Source organism: Pseudomonas sp. NFPP28 (assembly GCF_900115535.1).
GTDB classification, from domain to species: Bacteria; Pseudomonadota; Gammaproteobacteria; order Pseudomonadales; family Pseudomonadaceae; genus Aquipseudomonas; species Aquipseudomonas extremorientalis.
Genome location: NZ_FOWT01000002.1, coordinates 684819 through 702555, shown reverse-complemented (window position 1 = coordinate 702555; position 17737 = coordinate 684819). Strand labels below are relative to the sequence as shown.

The window sequence follows — 17737 nt, the reverse complement described above, 5'->3', positions numbered from 1 at the left end:
CATCGGTAGTGAAATTAAAACCGGTGGCGATCTTACGATTCAGAGCCAGGGTGATCAGAAGTACCAGGCTGCCAAGTTGCAAAGTGGCAATGACCTGACCATTGCCAGTGGCGGTAGTGTGACGTTTGAAGGTGTTAAGGACCTTCATCAGGAAAGCCACGAGAAGTCCAATAACAATGCTTTTTGGGTGTCATCCAAAGGCAAAGGCAATACCGACGAAACCGTGCGTCAAACGCAAATGGCTGCCGCAGGCGCTATTGTGATCAAAGCGGTGGATGGTTTGAAAATTGATGTAACGCAGGTCAATCAGCAAACGGTTAGTCAGTCCATTGATGCAATGGTCAAAGCTGACCCGCAATTGGCATGGATAAAGGATGCAGAAAGGCGTGGCGATGTAGATTGGCATCAAGTTAAGGAAATTCACGAGAGTTTCAAATACAGCAACTCCGGACTTGGTCCTGCGTCGCAGATCATTATCGCGATCGTGATGGCTACTGTCGTAGGGCCTATGGCTGCGACTGCGGCGGGTGGTGGTGGTGTCACGGCGGCGGCGGTGGGGGCTGTTGCTTCAGGTGCCGCGACTAATGCAACCGTCAGCGTTATCAATAATCGGGGCAATCTGGGGGCAGTGTTCAAGGACGTCACCTCATCGGATGCGATGAAGGGCTACGTGATATCGGGCGTGACGGCAGGCCTGACGAAAGGGCTTTTCGATGGTTGGACAGGCACGCAGACCAATCCAAACACAGGGGCCGTTATCACTTCGCCAGCCCTCAACACCTGGACCGGCGTTGGCCAGTTTGCGGCGAACCAAGCCTTGCAGAACGGTACGTCGACTTTGCTGAGCAAAGCGCTCGGACAAGGTGGTGACTTTGGTGATGCACTCAAAGGCGCATTGTTCAATACATTGGCTGCAGCAAGTTTTAATGCCATTGGCGACTACACCCATGGGGTACTGACGGAAGGCTACCCTCCTAAAATTGTGGTTCATGCAATGGTGGGTGGCTTGCTCTCTAAGGCCACAGGCGGGGACTTCAGAACGGGGGCTTTGGCAGCCGGGATCAACGAAGCTCTAGTCGTTCATCTGGACTCTTTGGTTAAAGGCGATAAGACCCTTTTGTCCATGAGTTCACAGATTGTGGGAGTGCTGGCAGCGGCTTCGCAGAAGGATGCTGATGCGAAGTCGATCGAGAAGGGTGGCTGGGTTGCGAAGAATGCTACGCAATACAATTTCGGGGAGCATCTTCCGGCAGGATTGGCGCAGTACGGGCAGGCGTCAACTACCCTCGCCGAATACATGCAGAAACAGGGGTATTCTGCTGAAGAAGCTGCGCAAGCGCAGTTGGCCCTTGCACAAGGTCAAGGTTTTGATGGGCCACAGCCTGCGAATGAGTTTGTGAAGGCGTGGGCCATGTTCATGGCCGGAGAGCTGACAGGTTTAGGCATTGCGGCAGTTTTAGGTAAGATGGGATTGTGGGGTACAAAAGCGACAGGCGTTGCGGATGAAACTGCAGGTTCAATTAGGAACGTAAACCCAGGTTATCCAGATGCTGGACGAACCCATAACTGTGTTAATTGTTCGATTGCTACTGATGCAACACTTGCAGGTAACCCAGCATCTGCATTGCCGATAAATTCCACCAAGGGTGTTCCGTTGACAGTGCTGGAGAAGCAATATGGCGCTAAGTTTAGCGGTGTATCTTCAACCGAGACTTTTACCCAACACATGCTCGGTGGCGGGGACGGCGCGCGCGGGATTGTGTTCGGTTCCTATGGTCCAGGTCAGCCAGGCCATGTTTTCAACGTGGTTAATCAGAATGGAGTTATCCGATATCTAGATGGGCAGACTGGGAAGCCAGCTAATATGAATAATTTTAAGACGCTACAGTTGCTGAGAACTAATTAATGATTACCTATGAGAGTGCGCTGGAACGAGCTAATGCGTATTTAAAAGACTCAGATATTCCTCTGCAGTTAACGCATGAGGGAGAGTTTTCTGATGGATGGTTCTTTTGCTATCAATCTAAAGAATATTTAGAGACAGGGAGTTTTTCGGCTCAGCTGGCTGGAAATGGACCGTTCCTAATTGATAAGGAAACAGGAGAGCTTCATGTTCTAGGGACTGCCAAGCCTTTAGAAGAATATCTAGAACAATATGTGACGAGCAAGTTAAAAAGACAAGGTTGATTTGTTGGTGCAAAAGGAATTTCAATAACTATAAATGGACTGCTGTTGAAGTGGTTGAGCAGCTGAATGTAAAAACGGCGTGGATGGCCCGCCAAAGCAAATTATTTGGAATGTTGTGGATAAGGGGTAAATGGGCTCTGATCCCAATTAGTCGCGTTTCTCTGATGAAAGTTGCGGCTCATGTTTACTCTGCATTCTTTCCTGATGATGGAGGCAGTGCTTTAATGTCTGCTGAAAGATTAGAAGATCGCTACTCAAAGAAGTCTCCAGTCTAGTTTAGGACGTTTATTTAAGATAAAAAGGGGGGGCGGATTTGTTTGTTATATATTTGCTAGTCTGAATAGAAAATAAATCTGTCCCATTTTTTAGTCGGTTCTTGATAGCTTAGGGTTGAAGTGATGAAAATTTATCAGGGAAATATTTCTAAAGAATCGTTGAATCTGTTTGTTTCAGATATTGGCGCTGGGGAGTTCTTTTCATATGTAGGAAACTTGGTTTCATTGGAACAAGCAACTTCTGTTTTAGGGTTGCTCTCACCTGATTTTATTGAGACGGATGGCCACATTTTCTGGCTGCCTAACGCTCAGCGATACGACCTGAAAAAAATCATTTAAAAGGTTTGGTCGAGACCGAGTCTGGTACTCTGGAGCAAAGTGCTTCGCATAGAGACGTTGAGCGATACAGAAATATATTTTCAATAAATCAGTTCTTTTCAAAGTGGGAAGATGCACCTGGTCGGCCCGTATTTAAAGTTGGTCTATCGGAAGAAGGCTATCGGCTTTGTCATTTATTCGCTGAGCAGGTCAGTAGATATTGGAGTCGCGCATTATTAGACTCTTTTCCAGAGAGGGCATTTCAGTTTGAAATTGCTGACGATCTCCTCGATGAATATGGCGTTTGCCTGACCTTCTGGCAACAAGATATTTAAGAAAAGGAGACGGATTTTTTTATTCATTTGCTAGGCTGTAACTTTCGGTAAATGGGGTCTGACCCGAATGGCACTATGATTTGGTAAGGCAACAGCTTAATAAGAACTATGGCGGCTCTGTAGATAAGGCTAGAAAATGATTGAAAAAATTAAATTGTCAAATCCTAGGCAACTGCTTGATCTCGATCAGTTGTTGCCTGGTGGTGGTGAAAATAGATTTGAGATGTTTTATTCGGGAACAACTCTTGACTTGGATGTTTATTATGATGATGAGGATTCTAGTGTTGCAGAGGTTAAAAAGAGTATTCGTTTCTTAAAGGTTTCATATTTTTTAAAGCAGCCATTTCCTGGTTATAGTTTTTTTAGTTGTAAGGATGATGGTGATATTTCAATGCTTGGGTCTCTTGTTGAATATGGATATTCAGATATTATAGCCATGCAGCAGGGCAAAGAGCTTTCAGGTGGTGACAAACATTATAGGCTGTTTCTGCATTCTGTAGGTGTTGCGTTATATGTAGTTGCAAAGTCAGTAGAGATTTGAGTTTGTGAGGTGGTAGTTGTTATGGTTAGAATGATCTTGCGTAATTTAAATATGGTTATATGACTTAGGGTCTTGGTGCTAGAAGTAGATGGGGCCGCCCCTGAGGGGGGGGGCTGGTTAAACACAGTGTCAGATCCTGAGGGGGCAATACTAAAGGCGAATTAATGAGTAGGTATAAACTTACGCCCACGATAACGACTTACGATCCGAAGGTTCTGCCGGATAGCAGAGTGGCTGACATGTCTAGTCGAGCCGCAGTCCAAGCCGAGTCTATGTTCAAATCCAATCCAGCGATGAGAGAAGCTAGTATTAAAATTAATGGATATCACTTCCAGGTGACAGGTAATAGCAAGACTGGAGAAATAACAAACTCCTTTATCACTATGCCGCCGAGGACAAACTAATGGCTAGCTTAGCTTGGCTTGAGAGCCTCAAAGAGTCATTTGCTTCAACTGGTCTGGATTACGAAGACCTTTATGGATTGATAGAGGCTGCTATGGTGAGTGAAAAGACTAATTTTCCAGCGTTTATCTATGACGCTTCGCGAGGAGTTGGCTTCTCTGTGAGTGAAGGATTTTTTTACTCTCTTGATCAAGACTGGGACTATCCAGAAGATTTCAGTGAGGTCAGTTTCTTTCTGGGCGAAGTAGAAATTTCAAGTCTGCCAGTGGCTGACTACGTTTCTCTGATGAACGTTGCGGCTGATGTGTACTCTACTTTCTTTCCTAATGATAGGGGTGGTGTTCTAAGGTCTGCTGAAAGATTAGAAGAACGTTACTCAAAAAAGTCTCCAGTCTAGTTGGTGGATGTTTATTCAGGATGAAGATGCGAGCAATCTACCGGCAGTGCAGTGCTTTCATCCATTGTGAGCGGGGTCTGACCCTGAGGGATCCGTTGTGCCTGGCAGTGACCTACTGCTGCTTGAGGATTTTTACGAGTTGGATTTTAATGATGTGGATGATGAGTTTCTGATTATTGAAAATGGTGAATATATAGAGGGTATCAGCTTTATTACCGACTATAGAGCACCATTGGAGTGTGAGTCTAATCAGAAGATCGAATATATCGGTGCATGACTGGTCGTTTCAATAGAAGAAAGTTTTGAACCAAGTATGCTGGGCGATAAAATAAAGAGTTTAAAGGGGGGCAGCCCGCGCGCAGTAAATGGCGGCTGACCCTGAGGAGTCCCGTTATAGTTGTTGGAGAGTAGCTGTGAACGAATCTGATTTTAATGATATTAAGAAACAATTGATTAGGTACCTCTCAACCGGGCTTGTCGAAAATGCAATTAAATATTTCAAGGCCCGCTCGCACTTGCTGTCTGAGTCTGCATGTGCTGAATGTTTAGGTGATATATGTTTCTATCAGCGTGACTTTGCCCAGGCTATTACGCATTATGAAGTCACTACCCAGTTGGCCCCTGATCAAGTCATAGCTCGATATCTTTTCCTTGCAGGCGTATCGAATGAGCGTGCGTCAAATGTTGTCGACGCATTCAAGTATTATCAGGCCGCCATTGAAGCCGAACCTACATTTGTCGATACGTATCTTGAACTAGGTGCGATGTTAGTTAAGGTGGGAGATCTTGAAGGCGCCTTGCAGTGTTATGAGGATGCTATGGAAATAAAGCCTACAGACTTGGCTATTCATGTAAGTCTGGTGTCGATTTTGGGGGAGCTTCACAAGCGCACTCCGGAAAAATATGCTGATAAGTATTTAGGGGTCAACGCGGAAACTGAAAAAATTAAGCATTCCGGAACGTCGACACCCTCGAACCATCACGCTGCGTGGTAAGTGAAATTGATAAAGGGGATCCTAAACGGGGCGGATTTATTGAGTTTGAGGTAGGTGACGAAACGAATCGAGTGATGATGCTGTATCTAATTCGGGCCGACAATCGCCTCGCGCTGAATGGCGGGCTCATGGGGTAAACGGTGTCTGACCCTGAGGGATCCACTAAAACCACCGTATATCCATTGATGTAAGGAATAAGATGAATATTCGTTTTTTTTTGGAAGAATCAACTGGGGTAGCAATACCTTGGTGTTGCACGGATGCGTTGGGGCCTGATGATGTAGATATTCTTGCTTGCCTATTGATCGACGATGGGGGGGACCTTTTGTCGAAACTATTCCTTGGCTAGATGAGGGCCTTAATAGATTGAGAGCAGTGAGGCGAGAGGATGAGGTCTCCACTGAATGGGCCCGCGATGCCTGGGCAACCCATATTTCGAAAAGTGGAGTTAAAATTTATTCACTTTATGATGAGGACTTCTCAATAACTATAAGTTTGGATGACTTCGAACGGGCTTTACGCGGTTGGAAGGACTTTCTCCTGTCATTGTAGGTAGGTAAGGCTGCTGGATAGGGCGTCAGCAAACGAGGTCAGCTCACGATTCCATTCTTTGGTGGTTTAGTAATTTTAAATATAGTCTGTCCTTAAGTACTGTAGCTACGAATTGCCACAACTTCGAAATAACGCCATCTGGAGGTCGAACCGCTCAGACACGCATTGTAGGTGATCCGGTAGCTGACTGCCGCCGCCTCCTTTTCCTACAAGTCATTGCTTTGCCACGCTTTGACAACCCAATCCAACCCGACTAACTTTCCTGGCGTGACGCATTCATGCGACCCACGCTATGCAGCTAACCTATTTTCTGCGCCACATTTCGTCGTGGCCCCAGTGCGCCTAACAGCTAGCAAGTGACTGTTAATCATTGGGTCCCTGGTTCGAGTCCAGGTCGTGGAGCCAGATAGCGACATAAAGAGAAGCCTGCAGAGATGCAGGTTTTTTTTGCCTTGGTTTCTCCTTGGCTATCAACGCGTCCAGTCTGGCAAGCCGGTACTAGGGCTGTGAAACTGTGGCGTTGCGAGGCACGGCTGCTTGGCGAATCGTGTAGCGAATATGCAGGATAACGTCCGTCAGGCTTATCAGTAGCTCGCGTTGACGCGTCGTGGCGTTCGGAAATGACAGCACGAAGACGCCCTCGTTGATCGGTATACCTTCGAACGGGAAATACTTGCCGTCATTGAAATCAAGTTGGAACTGGCCATTGTCATCAAGCCCGTGGGACAACGCTATCGCCTTGCAGCCGTCAGCGAGCGAATGGGTGGAGGCATACTGAAGCACTGCCTGGACCTCCTGGTAAGGGCCGAGCACCACCGGTAACGACACGCTCAGCGTCTGGATCTGGCGCAACGTGCCCAAATTCAGTGCGCTGGGGTAATCATCGTTTATCTGCATGGTATTCAAGTTGAATTTGATCGCCAGCAGGTCGCTCGCCAGGCTTACCTCGATCACCTCGGGTTTGCTGGGCGAGGTAACGTTGTTGAGCAGGTCGCGTACTACGTGACTCATGGTCTGCTTCGACAATTGCTGCAGGGAAACAGTGCGTTGTACCTCCAACGTGCGGCGGTCCCAGTCCAGGTATCTGTTTTCAATGTGCTGAAGGTTCTGCAGCAGGCCTTCACCCGCCAAAAGGCCCTGATAGGTGTCGCTCCAATTGCCCGGGCGCAGATACGCCGTAGTATCGCCTGTTTCCCATTGATAACTGCGCTGTGCGCGGGCGCAGACATCGACGGCCAAATCATAGAGTTGGTAATACAGCGCCGCGAGGCGGCCGGCCTGCCAGTTGAAGAGCGTCTGGCTGTTGAAGCGGGTGCTCAGCGTATCCAGGACCGCTTGGTTATAGGCCTGTTCCCGTTCTGTTTGCGCCGACTGTTTGTTCGCCATGGTGATCTGTTCCGTTGCTGAAAGGATCTGCGCGTCCAGTTGGGCAATGTCATGCGCGCTCTGGTCACGCAGGGCCTGCCACTCTTCGCGTCGGCGTGCATATTGCTCGGAAGCCTCGAGTTTGTTGGCTTTGCCGTTGTTGGATTGCGCATCCAGCTCCAGCACCTTTGCCGCCGCTTGGGCCAAGCCGCCAAACTCCTTGTAGCCGATGCCGTAGGCCATGCCAGCTGTGAAATGGGTTGGGATCTGGTTTAAGAGGGCCGCGGTGGTGGTCAGTGCGCCGGCGCTGAGTTGTTTGTCATTGGCGCTGGTGCGCAAATCCATGGCGCGTTGTTCGTTGTCGGTGATATGCCGGTCATACAAACCCTTGTAATGCAGTTGACGCTTCTTAACGCCGGCTAGGCTCGCCTGCAACGAGGCCAGGTTGTGTTCCAGTGACGCGATGTTCGCCAGATGCACTTCGTTGGCCATACCCAACAAGGCGCCCTGTTGGGTCTGTTGCAGTACCCCCAACGCATCGGCGTCGCGCCGCTCCAGGATGCCCTGCAAGTTGCTGCCAAACTGGATCACCTGTTGCACGGCCGTACGGGCGCGCTCCAGCAACAGCGGGAAGCGTTGGCTCCAAAGGCCCAGGCCGGCCATTGAGGGCGCCGGGTCGCTGCCATCCCCGGCTTGACGGGCCTGCTGCAGGGCGGTGGGGGAGACGGGTTCTTCGAACAGCCGCAAAATCAACGGCTGGCCGTCAAGTGAGAGGTTATTGCGCAGGTTGAACAGACGCTGCTCCACCCGCCGCCAGTAATCCAGCAAGGCGTCATCGAAGGGTGCCTTGAACGGGCCGTTGGTCACTTGGATCTGCCCAACCAGGCCGGGTGCCAGTGCCTTGGGGTTGTCATCGAACAGCTTTTCCAGGCGTTTCAGTGACACGCTGTTTTCGACACTCGCCTGACCCAGCGTCGGATCAGCCCAGTTCAGCAGCAGCGGCATGGCTGGCCGCTTACCCAGCAGTTGCAGGGCCTGGATATACCACATCTTGGCTTCGGTCAAACTGTCACGGTTTTGCTGGCGGTACAGATGGTCGCCCCGTGCGAGCAACAGTTCCAGCCAACGCAGGTACACGGCCAGCTTATAGTGCATGGGGTCGTTGGCGGCGATCAGGTCTGGGTCATAGGTGTTTTCCGGCGAGGAAGTGTTCCAGGTGGTGTCCTGCTGCAATGGCTGGACGTTCCAGAAGCGCGGTGTGCTGCCGATCATGTCGAGACTGCCGTCTGCCTTGCGATAGCCGGCGGGATTGAAAATGCGCTTGAACCAGCGCTCGGCCTCGTCGAAACGCTGCTCGGCCAGCAGCCGATTGGCGATCAGGAAAGGCACGTGGAAAAACAGCTCCCAGGTATATTGGCCTATGCCACCTTCGAAGCGCATGGGGGTATTGATGATTGTGCCGCCCCAATTCGATCCACTCGGGTCGACAGGGATGGCTTGCGTGTTCCAAGAAAGCAGCACGTCGGTGCCTTCCTGCATCCGTTGTTCCAGTAGCGGCCCTCCAAGGGTCGTCATCACATGCTCGGCACCGCCGTTGGTTCCGTTGGATCGTAGGTGAAAGATTTGACTGTGTCCCAAGCGCTTGGGAGAAGTCACCATCCACCAGTTGACGTTCGGCGTGAAGTTCGTGATTTTTGCGGGTTGATCGAAAACCGCTCGCACGAGAGGGACATCGTAGACAATACGCTCACTGTATTCGGGGAAGGTAGTTATCAAAAATAACCTAATCGTTATACCGTGATTCGACGCTATGACTTGCTGGCTATAACCTGTTGGCAAACGCACTCTTTTATTTGCATTCGTGCGGATCTCTATAGACGAATATAGAGGTTCAATGCCGCCGCCTTTTGTCAATGTAACAAAGTACGCATGGTCGTCGTGATTCTTGGGGGTAGATGTAAAAGACAATGCTCCACTCGTTATTCTAAAGTCAGTAAGAGTGGCGGTGTTGTCCTCGGCTCTCGCTGATGCCGCTACCGTCAAGGTATCAATCGGGGGAGCCAAGCGAGCTTGGTATTTAAGTGGTGGAAACACTGGGTAGTTGGTATGCGTGGTGACGGATTCAATGTCATAGTTAAAATTGAACTCCCACGACTTACCGGGCGAGTCGATATGTTGTAGAAGTTTGTTTAAAAGACATAAGTAGCGCACGTTGGTGTTTGTTTCCTGTTGAACGAAAAACACACCCAATGGCCGATCTGCTGAGCTCCCTTCCTCTCTTAGTTCTGCTGCAAACAAACGTGTAGGGCTGACGAGATCCGTAGAAGGAATTAAATGTTCCAATGGATAGCTACGCTGCGCCCATTGACCATTTGCCTGCAACGAAGCGAGGTGCAGCTCCCACGAGACAATTTCCCATGCCCGCACATCGTTTTCCGAACTACTGGCTTGATCAACCTGCAGTTTACGAATCTTTTTGTGTAACCACATCACATGGACCCGGTGATTGAAGTACACAATCGCTGGATCACCTTCTGCTTTGATAGGCACTTGGATCCTGGACCACTCACTCCAGGCCACAGGATTACGCAATCGACCGTTGACTCCGCCGCTGCTGCCATCAACATAGCGCCAGTAGTAGTCGCCATCCTGATCAAGCGAGCGACCCAAGAAATAGACCGGTGTGTCGCTCACATCCGGCTCGACCTGGTAGGCGCTGAACGACCTGATATCCAGCACAGCCCGCAACTCCCCCACATAATCGCGCATCGCCTGCTCAACCCGCTCTTCGGTCACCCGTCCCTGGTTGATGGTCTGCTCCAGGTTTTTGAACAGCGTGGTCTTGCGGTAACGCAGTGCCGGGTCCAGATAACTGGCCGGGTAGTGCAGCAAGAGTTGCAACCCGGCCCAAGTGGCATAACGCTTGTTGTAGGCGTCCCACTGGTCCAGGTAGCGGCCGGGGCGCGAAGCCTCTGCCATGGCGGGTAGGCTGACGCCGGGTTCCAGGTACTGGCGACAGCGATGGATATACAGCTGAACGCTGGCAATCGCCTCGGCAATCCGGCTGGTCGTGACCTGGCCGCTCACCTGCGGGTCCAGCAGCAGGTACTCGTAAAGGTCGTCGGCCGTTTTGATGTTTGTGGCGAGAGTACCCAGCTCACGATCAGGAATGACGTACTGCAGGTAGTAGCTCACCAGCGCATCGCGCTTGGTTTGGTTGAGCGAGTTTTCCAATGCGCTATTCATGATGCCTCCGGTTCAGGCGTGGGCAGCGGCGAGGATATTGGCAGCGAATTGTTCAAGCGTATTCTGATCGGGTATCAGTCCGGCCAACAGATCCAGGAGGCTCAGATCCGTCGGGGCCTGGCCCAGCTTCTGCCCCAGTTGCATGCGCGCGACGAGCGGGTACAGCTCACGAAAGCTCCTGGGCGAGACGCCTAGTGATTCCATGCAGCCGAGTACCTGGATTTTGTCCCAGCCATGTAACAGCGCAAGCTCCTGTGCTATGTCCGCGGGCGCCGTCCACTCGCCGGCCGCAGCGCGCTGCAAATACCGCCGCCCTTCGGCCACCGGCAGTACCAGCAATTTCTGCCAGTGCCGGTAGCGTGACAGCAGCAACAGTAATGGCAGGTCAGGAAGCGGCGGTAATAATTCGCCGGTCAGCAGCGAACGGGAAGGGCGCGGCATGATGAGTGCCAGGTCCTGCTCGCTGAGTTGCGCCCAATGGCACAGCAGGGCGAACTGGGCAATCAGGTTTGCATATTGCACCAACTGTGGGAGATCAGATTCCAGGGTAGATAACCCCCCTCACCGGGCTACTGTAATAGGCTTGGATCTGATTCCAGAAGGTCAACACCGAGTAGCCGGTAAATGCCGGATTCATGCGAGCGGCAACGGCATCCATCCATTCGATCAGACGCAGGGACGTGCTCGGTTTCAAACCAAACTGCGCACCGATGTGCCGACACAGCAGTTCGAACAGCGCCTGCTCGCTGCGAGTATCACCGGGTTGTCCACTGAGTGTGCTGTAGATGTTCTGCAAAAAGCCTTGCAGCTCCGGTGTCGCGACCTGGCGGTAGTCGCGAGAGGTCATCACAATCAGACGGGCGGCATCCAGACCTTCGCGCCGCATCCAGTCCACCAGGTAACCCGTGCGTTCCAACGCCGCGAGCGCTGCCCCTACCGGACGCTCTTGCTGGCTGAGACTCTGAGCGATCACTCCCGGTGCATCCAGCAGATTCCACAACTGCAATGCTTCGTCCGGAGCCAGCCCAAACAGGCGTGGGATCGCCACCAGCCGATAGAGTGCGTCTACATGCGTTATATTCAGGGTGGGCAGGACATAGCCGATGGCGCCCCCATTATCGATGACTCCAGGCAGCAAGCGGGCCAGCATGATGAGCACATCGGCACTGATGCCCAACCCTCGGCACAATATGGCGCGTGCCGCCTGTGAAGGTGCGTCGTCGCGCGGTGGCGACAGGAACAGGCGCGTACTGAGAAAATCGTCGTTTCCAAACAACTCCCGGAAAAACGACTGCTCGCCCGGGCGGTGGTAGGTATTGATCGAGCCGATACACGCAACGAAGGCATTGACGGAAAAACCGTAGCGTTCACGCAGCGGCAGGTAGACGGCCAAGGCTTGGAGTGGCCGGGTCAACGGGTAATCGGAGAGGTTGACCGCCGCCGCCACGATCAACCAATCGAGCTCTTCGAAGGTTATCCCGATGCGCCGCTGAAGCCGGATCACGCGATTGAGCCGTTCCAGATTTTGACCATGACGGTTGTACAGCCTGCTGGTCGCCGGGTTGTTGGCAGGCGGCGTCGCGGGGTGCCCTGCCCGTGTTCCTACGTACGCATACAGAGGGGGGTAGGGGTTGACGTCACTATCCCAGCCGTGAATGTAGCGGGCGCCGTACTTCTGCGGGGCAATCAACGGCCACTCCAGGGAGATTGGGCCGTTTGATACATATTGCCGAGGCCTGGGTCGGTAGGGGGGGGAATACCCAAGAACAAAGGTTAGAACAAAATCAGATCGGCTCAGCACTCCTGAGTCGATATCCAAGGTTATTCTCACTTCTCGCGTCACTCCTGCCGGCGTGCCGTTACTCCAATGGATCAGGGGGTCGTCACTCGTGACCGATTCGTTTCCCCAGCGCATTTCAATAAAGAGTGACGCATCGTCCATATATGAATAGGTGACGGTATGCCGGGCATTTACCTGAGCCACCCAAGTAATCTGATCAGCCTCCCTATCTATTCTCATGTCGTAGATCGTGACTAAAGAATAGCCACCATCATCAGGCGAGTGATCGATCCTTAGTTCTACCGGTTTACGGTATTCGAGTGTGCGATCGCCCACATCTCTCTGAATGGCACCCACACCCAGTGCCTGCATCAACGTCTCCTGGTCCAGCTGAGTACGTTCCAGCAAGGACCGATCCTTCTGGATCGCTGTAATAGCGGCCTCCGACCCCACATGCGTCATGTCCGCAATTCGGCTCAAACCGTAGTATCGCCCGACTGTGGCCTGGGTGTTCTGCATGCCCTGCGTCAGTATCCCGAACTCCTCAGGCGATAACGCCAGCCGATCGCGCACGCAGCCCGGGGTCAGTACTTGGGTGATCCATGCATCAAAGGGGATAGATGAGAACGCGCGCGCTTCGTTATCGCCCAGCGTGGCCCATATTTCGGCTTGCGAACTCTTCAAGGCAGCCAAGCCCTGGCGGATCTGCTCGCTGGCATGGTTGTAAGGCAAGATCATCGGAAAAACCTTGGTACGCAGCTGTTCCTCGGCATCCCCCACTACGCCTTGCTCCAATACCTCCAGGATCAGGGTCAAGGTGGATATTTCTTGGTTCAGGTGGGTGTCACTCAACGGCAGGCGATTCAGGTCGGGGCGCCGCTTGTTCAGCTGCAAGCCGTGGGTGGCGGGATGCAACGGTTTGGCGACCCGGTACAGCGTCGTCAGGTAACTGCCAGGGGAAAACAGCGAGCCCACCGAATCGGGATGGGCATAGAGCAGGTTCCGGCCGAACCAATCTTGATAATTGCCGCTGGAGCCGATGGCGCGATCCAGCCACTCGGCATCATAGGCAATGCCCAGCTTGGCGATGGCCTGGGCGATCGGCTCGCCGCGTGCGGTCAACTGGCGATGCAACCGGGTCAAGGCTGCGGCGTGGGCTTCGGCCTGTTCAAAAAACTGTTGCGCCGCAGCCCGCTCGCGCTTCGCGGTTTTCTTTCCCAGATAGTTGGATATCGTCTCGGCACGGCCCTTACGGACGACGTCGAACACTGACTCGTAGCCCCGCTCGGCCAGTTGCTGGCGAAACGCTTTGATCTGCGCCACATCACTCTCGGGGGGCGGGGTGACTGCCGGTTGCGGCTTGTCTGCTGTCTTTACTGTCTTGCGGATGCGTGCGGGCGGCTTGGTCTTCGCTGCAGTAGCGCTGGGTGCGCTTTTCTTTGCCATACGTTTCTCCTGACGTACAACATTGCGCACACCGCGGTGGACCGTGCATTGAGTGGGTAATATAAAGTAATAGACGATTTGTTTAAGAGAGCAAGACGAGGCCGTTTCTGGTCCTTCACTTAACAGTAAGCCTCACCGGCGTGTTCTTTATGAACCGGCAGCACGGCGATCTCGTAAATCATGGCGTTGCTTCCTGAGTGGGCACGACGGCTATCGCGTTCTTGCCCCAGGCCTGGACCAGGTTCCGCGGCTGCGCTATGTCCATGATCGAGGCCGTGAACGCGTGTGGCCGCCGATGGTATCGAACACCACATCAACGCCGCGCCCGTCCGTTTCCCGCAGGATGGCGTGAACGTAATCTTCCTTTTCGTAGTCGATGATCACATCGGCGCCCATGCGTTGTGCGAACTCAATATTGGCTTCACGCACGGGGGGGAACACCCTGGCGCCGATGGCCTTGGCCAGATGGATCGCCACATGGCCGACTCTGCCGGCGCCGCCATGTATCAGAGTTTTGATCCGCCTCCTATAGCGCACTGTTCACGATCGTGAGTATCAAACGGCTCGGATGCCCGGCGCCGATATGCACGGTATTGCGCGCCACCTGCGGATGCTCGCCCATGCCTTCGGCCTCGCCACTGTTGGGGTTTACATCGAAGCGCGGAAAGTTGCTGCTGGCGATATCCAGGCGCAGGCGGTGGCCACGCTTGAACAGGTTGCAGGTGGCGAAGGGTTCGATCACCACCTTGAACGGCTCTCCCGGCGTGAGCGGAGCCGGGTGTTCCCACGAGTCGCGGTAGCGACACCGGATAATCCCGTCGGTGATATTCATGGCGTACCCCTGCGGGTAATCGCCGCTCGGCGGGTAGACGTCCACCAGCTTGGCGGTGAAATCGGTATCCGGCGCACTGCTGTGCACCCACAGTTCGACTTTCACCGGGCCGGCGACCACCCAGTCGTGCTCAAGCGGTTGGGTTTCGAAGCTCACTACGTCATGTCGGTCGCACAGTGCCGAGTGGTCACCCCGGGTGCCGAAAAAGTCCGGGCTTTCGATCTGGTTGAAAGCGCCACCCACGAACACCGGAGCGCCAGACGTCAACGAGCCGCCAATGGTCGGCACCGGGTGGGCGGGATCGCTGAAGTAGCTCAATGAACTGGGCGGCCCCACAGGAGCGAGCGGCGAAAGGGCTTTTTGTGGTGTCAGGTAGAGGTTCAGCTGTTGGCTGCCCGCGAGCGGCCAACACGGCGACTTGAGCCAACGCCCGCCATGCTCCAGCCGACCCTCTGCATTTTTTCGGCCGCTGCCGCCCCCCATCAGGAACACATCGACCTGATGGGTGGCGTGCCGTCCGGCGTCGGTCGGTTTGAGCCAGCGTTGCATCCATTCCACTCGGCAACTCAACCAGTCTTCGCCCAGGTTGCCGTCGAAAGGCGCGGCGTTGCCAAATTCGGCGTTGCCGCTGTAGCTGATGTTGCGGTCACCGTGCAGCCACGGGCCCATGATCAGGCGTTGAGGTGACTGCTTGCGTGCGGTGAACGCCGTGAAATTGTCCAGCGTGCAACTGACATAGGCGTCGTACCAACTGGACATGAACAACACCGGGATGTCCGGGATCTGCTCGTAGAAACCTTCAGCGTAGATACCCAGTTGCTTCCAGTACTGGTCAAAGTCACCGTGGGACCACTGCTCGAACAGGTAGTTTTCATACTCCGGTACATGGCGCAATGGCGAATGCCCAGGGCGCCACGGCATGCGCGCAAACCAATCGAGAATGTCTTCCTGGGCCAACGCCTCTCGCAACTGCGGGTCGGCCTGCACGGCGGCGCTTTGCTGGGCTTGCTTGTAGGCCCAGGTCGCTTGCTTGAGTTCGAACGCGCCGCCCTGGCGAATGCCGCACTGGTAGGCGTTGGCGAACCCCCCCGAGTCCAGCACCATGGTCTTGAGACCTGGCGCATTGCAACAGGCCATCGCCATCTGCGTGTGCGCTGCATAGGACAGGCCCATGCTGCCGATGTGGCCATTGCACCAGGGCTGTTCGACGATCCAGCGCAAGGTGTCGTAGCCGTCTTCGCCTTCATTGATGTATTTGGTGAACACACCTTCGGAACGGTAACGCCCGCGACAATCCTGGAAGATCGCCACAAAGCCCTGCTCGGTAAAAGCTGCGGCCATTTGCTCGCGGGTAAGGTGCAGCCCGTCCAGGCGTTTTTCCGAGCGTGAGGGGCCAGATTTGTCGTAGGGCGTGCGCTCGATGACAACCGGCCAGGGCCCGGTGCCCAGCGGTAGATAAATGTCGGTGGCCAGGCGCACGCCATCGCGCAGGGTGATCATCTGGTTGCGTACAATGTGCATGTTTTCGAATGCGGGGTGGGTCATGACAAAGCCTTGGTCAGTCGAATTCAATAGCCGGTGAGGGCGGCGCAGGCGAGCAGAAGCAACGCCACCGTCGTGCAGATCAGGAACAGCGGCAGCACAAACCGAGCCCACTGCACCCAGCCCACATTGGCCGCAGCAAGCAGTACCAGCAGGCCGCTGGAAGTGGGCGTGATCATGTTGGTCAAGCCGTTGCCCAGCAGGAAGGCATACACCGTGGTCTGCGGGCTCACGCCGGCCAGTTGGCCCAGCGGACCGAAGATCGGCATCGTCACGGCGGCCTGCCCGCTGGTGGATGGAATCACCACATCCAGGCTCATCTGCGCGAAGAACATGCCGAACGCCGCAGGCAGTTGGCCGTGCTGGCCAATGATCTGCGACAGGCCGTGCACGATGGTGTCCAGCACCTGGCCGCTGGCGAGGATCGACTCCACGGCCGTGGCCAGTGCGATCAGCACGCCGGCCATGAGCATCTTGTTCATGCCTTCGACAAAGGTGCTTGCCGTGGTGCTCGGGCTCATGCCTGCGATGGCGGCGAAGACGATGGTCAGCGCCAGGTAATACGAGGACAGCTCGGGGTATTTCCAGTGCCAGGTATTGGAGGCGTACACCAGGAAGCCGACGCCCACCCCCAGTGTGATCAGGCTCAGGGCATGCCGCACGGAGAGTTTTTTGCCCGAATGGGAAAACGTGGCTGAGGTATCAAAGCCGCTCCGGCGGATGTAGAACAGGATGTAGCCCACGGCCAGGGTGACAAAAATGAAGTACGCGACGATGCGCATGCTCAGCCCGCTGAACACTGGCAGGCCGACCAAGGGTTGCGCGACAGACAGCGCGATGGGGTTGGAAATCGAGCCCATGTACCCAGTCTTTACCGCCAGCGCGACGATTGCCAAGCCGACGATGTTGGGCAGGCCCAGGCGGTTTGCCATGGCCACCATCACGGGCACGAACATGATGTATTCCTTCGCCAGCCCCATGAAGGTGCTGCCTGCCGACAATGCGAGCATCAGGGTTGGCACCAGAATGTAGACGTTGCCTTTGGTGGCACCGAGCAGTCGGTCCAGGCCGGCATCGATGGTGCCGGTCTTGTTCAGCACGGCAAACATGCCACCGATGAACAGCACCATGAAAATCAGCCCGGCGCGTTTCTCGATGGCCAGGGGAATGGCCAGAAAGGTCTCGGCCAGCGATACCGGTTGTGCCACGGTTTTATTCGACGAGCGCGGCGGCAGGGCGAAGAGTTGGCTGAGCGAGGTGTCTTTTTCCAGTACCTGATAGGTCCCGGGAATCACGCGGACGTCTTGGCGTTCAAACTGGCCGGAGCGCACCACATAAGTCAGCACCATGGCCAGGAACACAATGCTCAGCAAGATGATTGCCGGGTTGAGTTGGCGGGTGTTTTTGGGTGGCGCGGTGTCGGTGACTGTTGGCGCAGTGGATGACATAGCGGTGCTCTCATCTTTTTTTTATGGGGATAGCCAACGGCTACATCGGCACAGTAGGGCAATCATAAATACCTCA

The 17737-nt window shown here is 54.0% G+C and carries 12 protein-coding genes, 1 tRNA gene and 1 pseudogene; 8 read left to right on the top strand and 6 right to left on the bottom strand.

Translation table 11 applies throughout. From position 1 onward, the window contains the following. The 8 genes from BM110_RS08765 to BM110_RS08735 form a co-directional block, all read left to right on the top strand. Positions 1-1906, top strand: a 1906-nt coding sequence (locus BM110_RS08765; RefSeq protein WP_175538836.1) for a DUF637 domain-containing protein, incomplete at its 5' end; no start/stop codon positions are given. Then, positions 1906-2187 carry a YrhB domain-containing protein gene (locus tag BM110_RS08760; RefSeq protein ID WP_083205641.1) on the top strand — a complete coding sequence of 94 codons (282 nt, stop codon included), beginning with the start codon at positions 1906-1908 and terminating at the stop codon, positions 2185-2187. The genes BM110_RS08765 and BM110_RS08760, both read left to right, overlap by 1 nt. Positions 2188-2585: 398 nt before the next feature. Then, positions 2586-2801 (top strand): hypothetical protein, encoded by a 216-nt coding sequence (locus BM110_RS29765; protein ID WP_256575375.1) that lies wholly within the window; start codon positions 2586-2588, stop codon positions 2799-2801. A gap of 450 nt (positions 2802-3251) precedes the next feature. Next, positions 3252-3656, top strand: coding sequence for a hypothetical protein (locus BM110_RS29295; protein WP_139217586.1), 405 nt, complete (start codon positions 3252-3254; stop codon positions 3654-3656). 403 nt (positions 3657-4059) lie between these two features. Next, a complete protein-coding gene (locus BM110_RS08750) occupies positions 4060-4455 on the top strand; it encodes a hypothetical protein (RefSeq protein WP_093513164.1) in 396 nt (131 codons plus the stop codon). 97 nt (positions 4456-4552) lie between these two features. Continuing rightward, complete coding sequence (locus tag BM110_RS08745) at positions 4553-4732, top strand: hypothetical protein (RefSeq protein ID WP_093513163.1); 180 nt, start codon at positions 4553-4555, stop codon at positions 4730-4732. Between the two features lie 136 nt (positions 4733-4868). Continuing rightward, a complete protein-coding gene (locus tag BM110_RS08740) occupies positions 4869-5450 on the top strand; it encodes a tetratricopeptide repeat protein (protein ID WP_093513162.1) in 582 nt (193 codons plus the stop codon). Between the two features lie 884 nt (positions 5451-6334). After that, positions 6335-6407, top strand: a tRNA-Asn gene (locus BM110_RS08735). A gap of 93 nt (positions 6408-6500) precedes the next feature. Here BM110_RS08735 and BM110_RS08730 read toward each other — a convergent pair. The 6 genes and pseudogenes from BM110_RS08730 to BM110_RS08705 all read right to left on the bottom strand — a co-directional run bounded on the left by BM110_RS08730 (position 6501) and on the right by BM110_RS08705 (position 17661). Beyond that, positions 6501-10613 (bottom strand): Tc toxin subunit A-related protein, encoded by a 4113-nt coding sequence (locus BM110_RS08730; protein WP_093513161.1) that lies wholly within the window; start codon positions 10611-10613, stop codon positions 6501-6503. A 12-nt stretch (positions 10614-10625) separates the two neighbouring features. Further along, positions 10626-11135 carry a hypothetical protein gene (locus tag BM110_RS08725; RefSeq protein ID WP_139220318.1) on the bottom strand — a complete coding sequence of 170 codons (510 nt, stop codon included), beginning with the start codon at positions 11133-11135 and terminating at the stop codon, positions 10626-10628. A gap of 13 nt (positions 11136-11148) precedes the next feature. Continuing rightward, positions 11149-13839: a Tc toxin subunit A gene (locus BM110_RS08720; protein WP_093513159.1), complete on the bottom strand. Its 2691-nt coding sequence runs from the start codon at positions 13837-13839 to the stop codon at positions 11149-11151. Between the two features lie 214 nt (positions 13840-14053). Beyond that, positions 14054-14349, bottom strand: a pseudogene (locus BM110_RS08715) (zinc-binding dehydrogenase); the annotation flags it as partial. A 16-nt stretch (positions 14350-14365) separates the two neighbouring features. Next, positions 14366-16192 carry a CocE/NonD family hydrolase gene (locus BM110_RS08710; protein WP_093513175.1) on the bottom strand — a complete coding sequence of 609 codons (1827 nt, stop codon included), beginning with the start codon at positions 16190-16192 and terminating at the stop codon, positions 14366-14368. Between the two features lie 47 nt (positions 16193-16239). Next, the gene (locus BM110_RS08705; RefSeq protein WP_093513158.1) at positions 16240-17661 is read right to left on the bottom strand and encodes a YfcC family protein; all 1422 of its coding nucleotides are present in this window, start codon (positions 17659-17661) and stop codon (positions 16240-16242) included. Positions 17662-17737 lie beyond the last annotated feature (76 nt).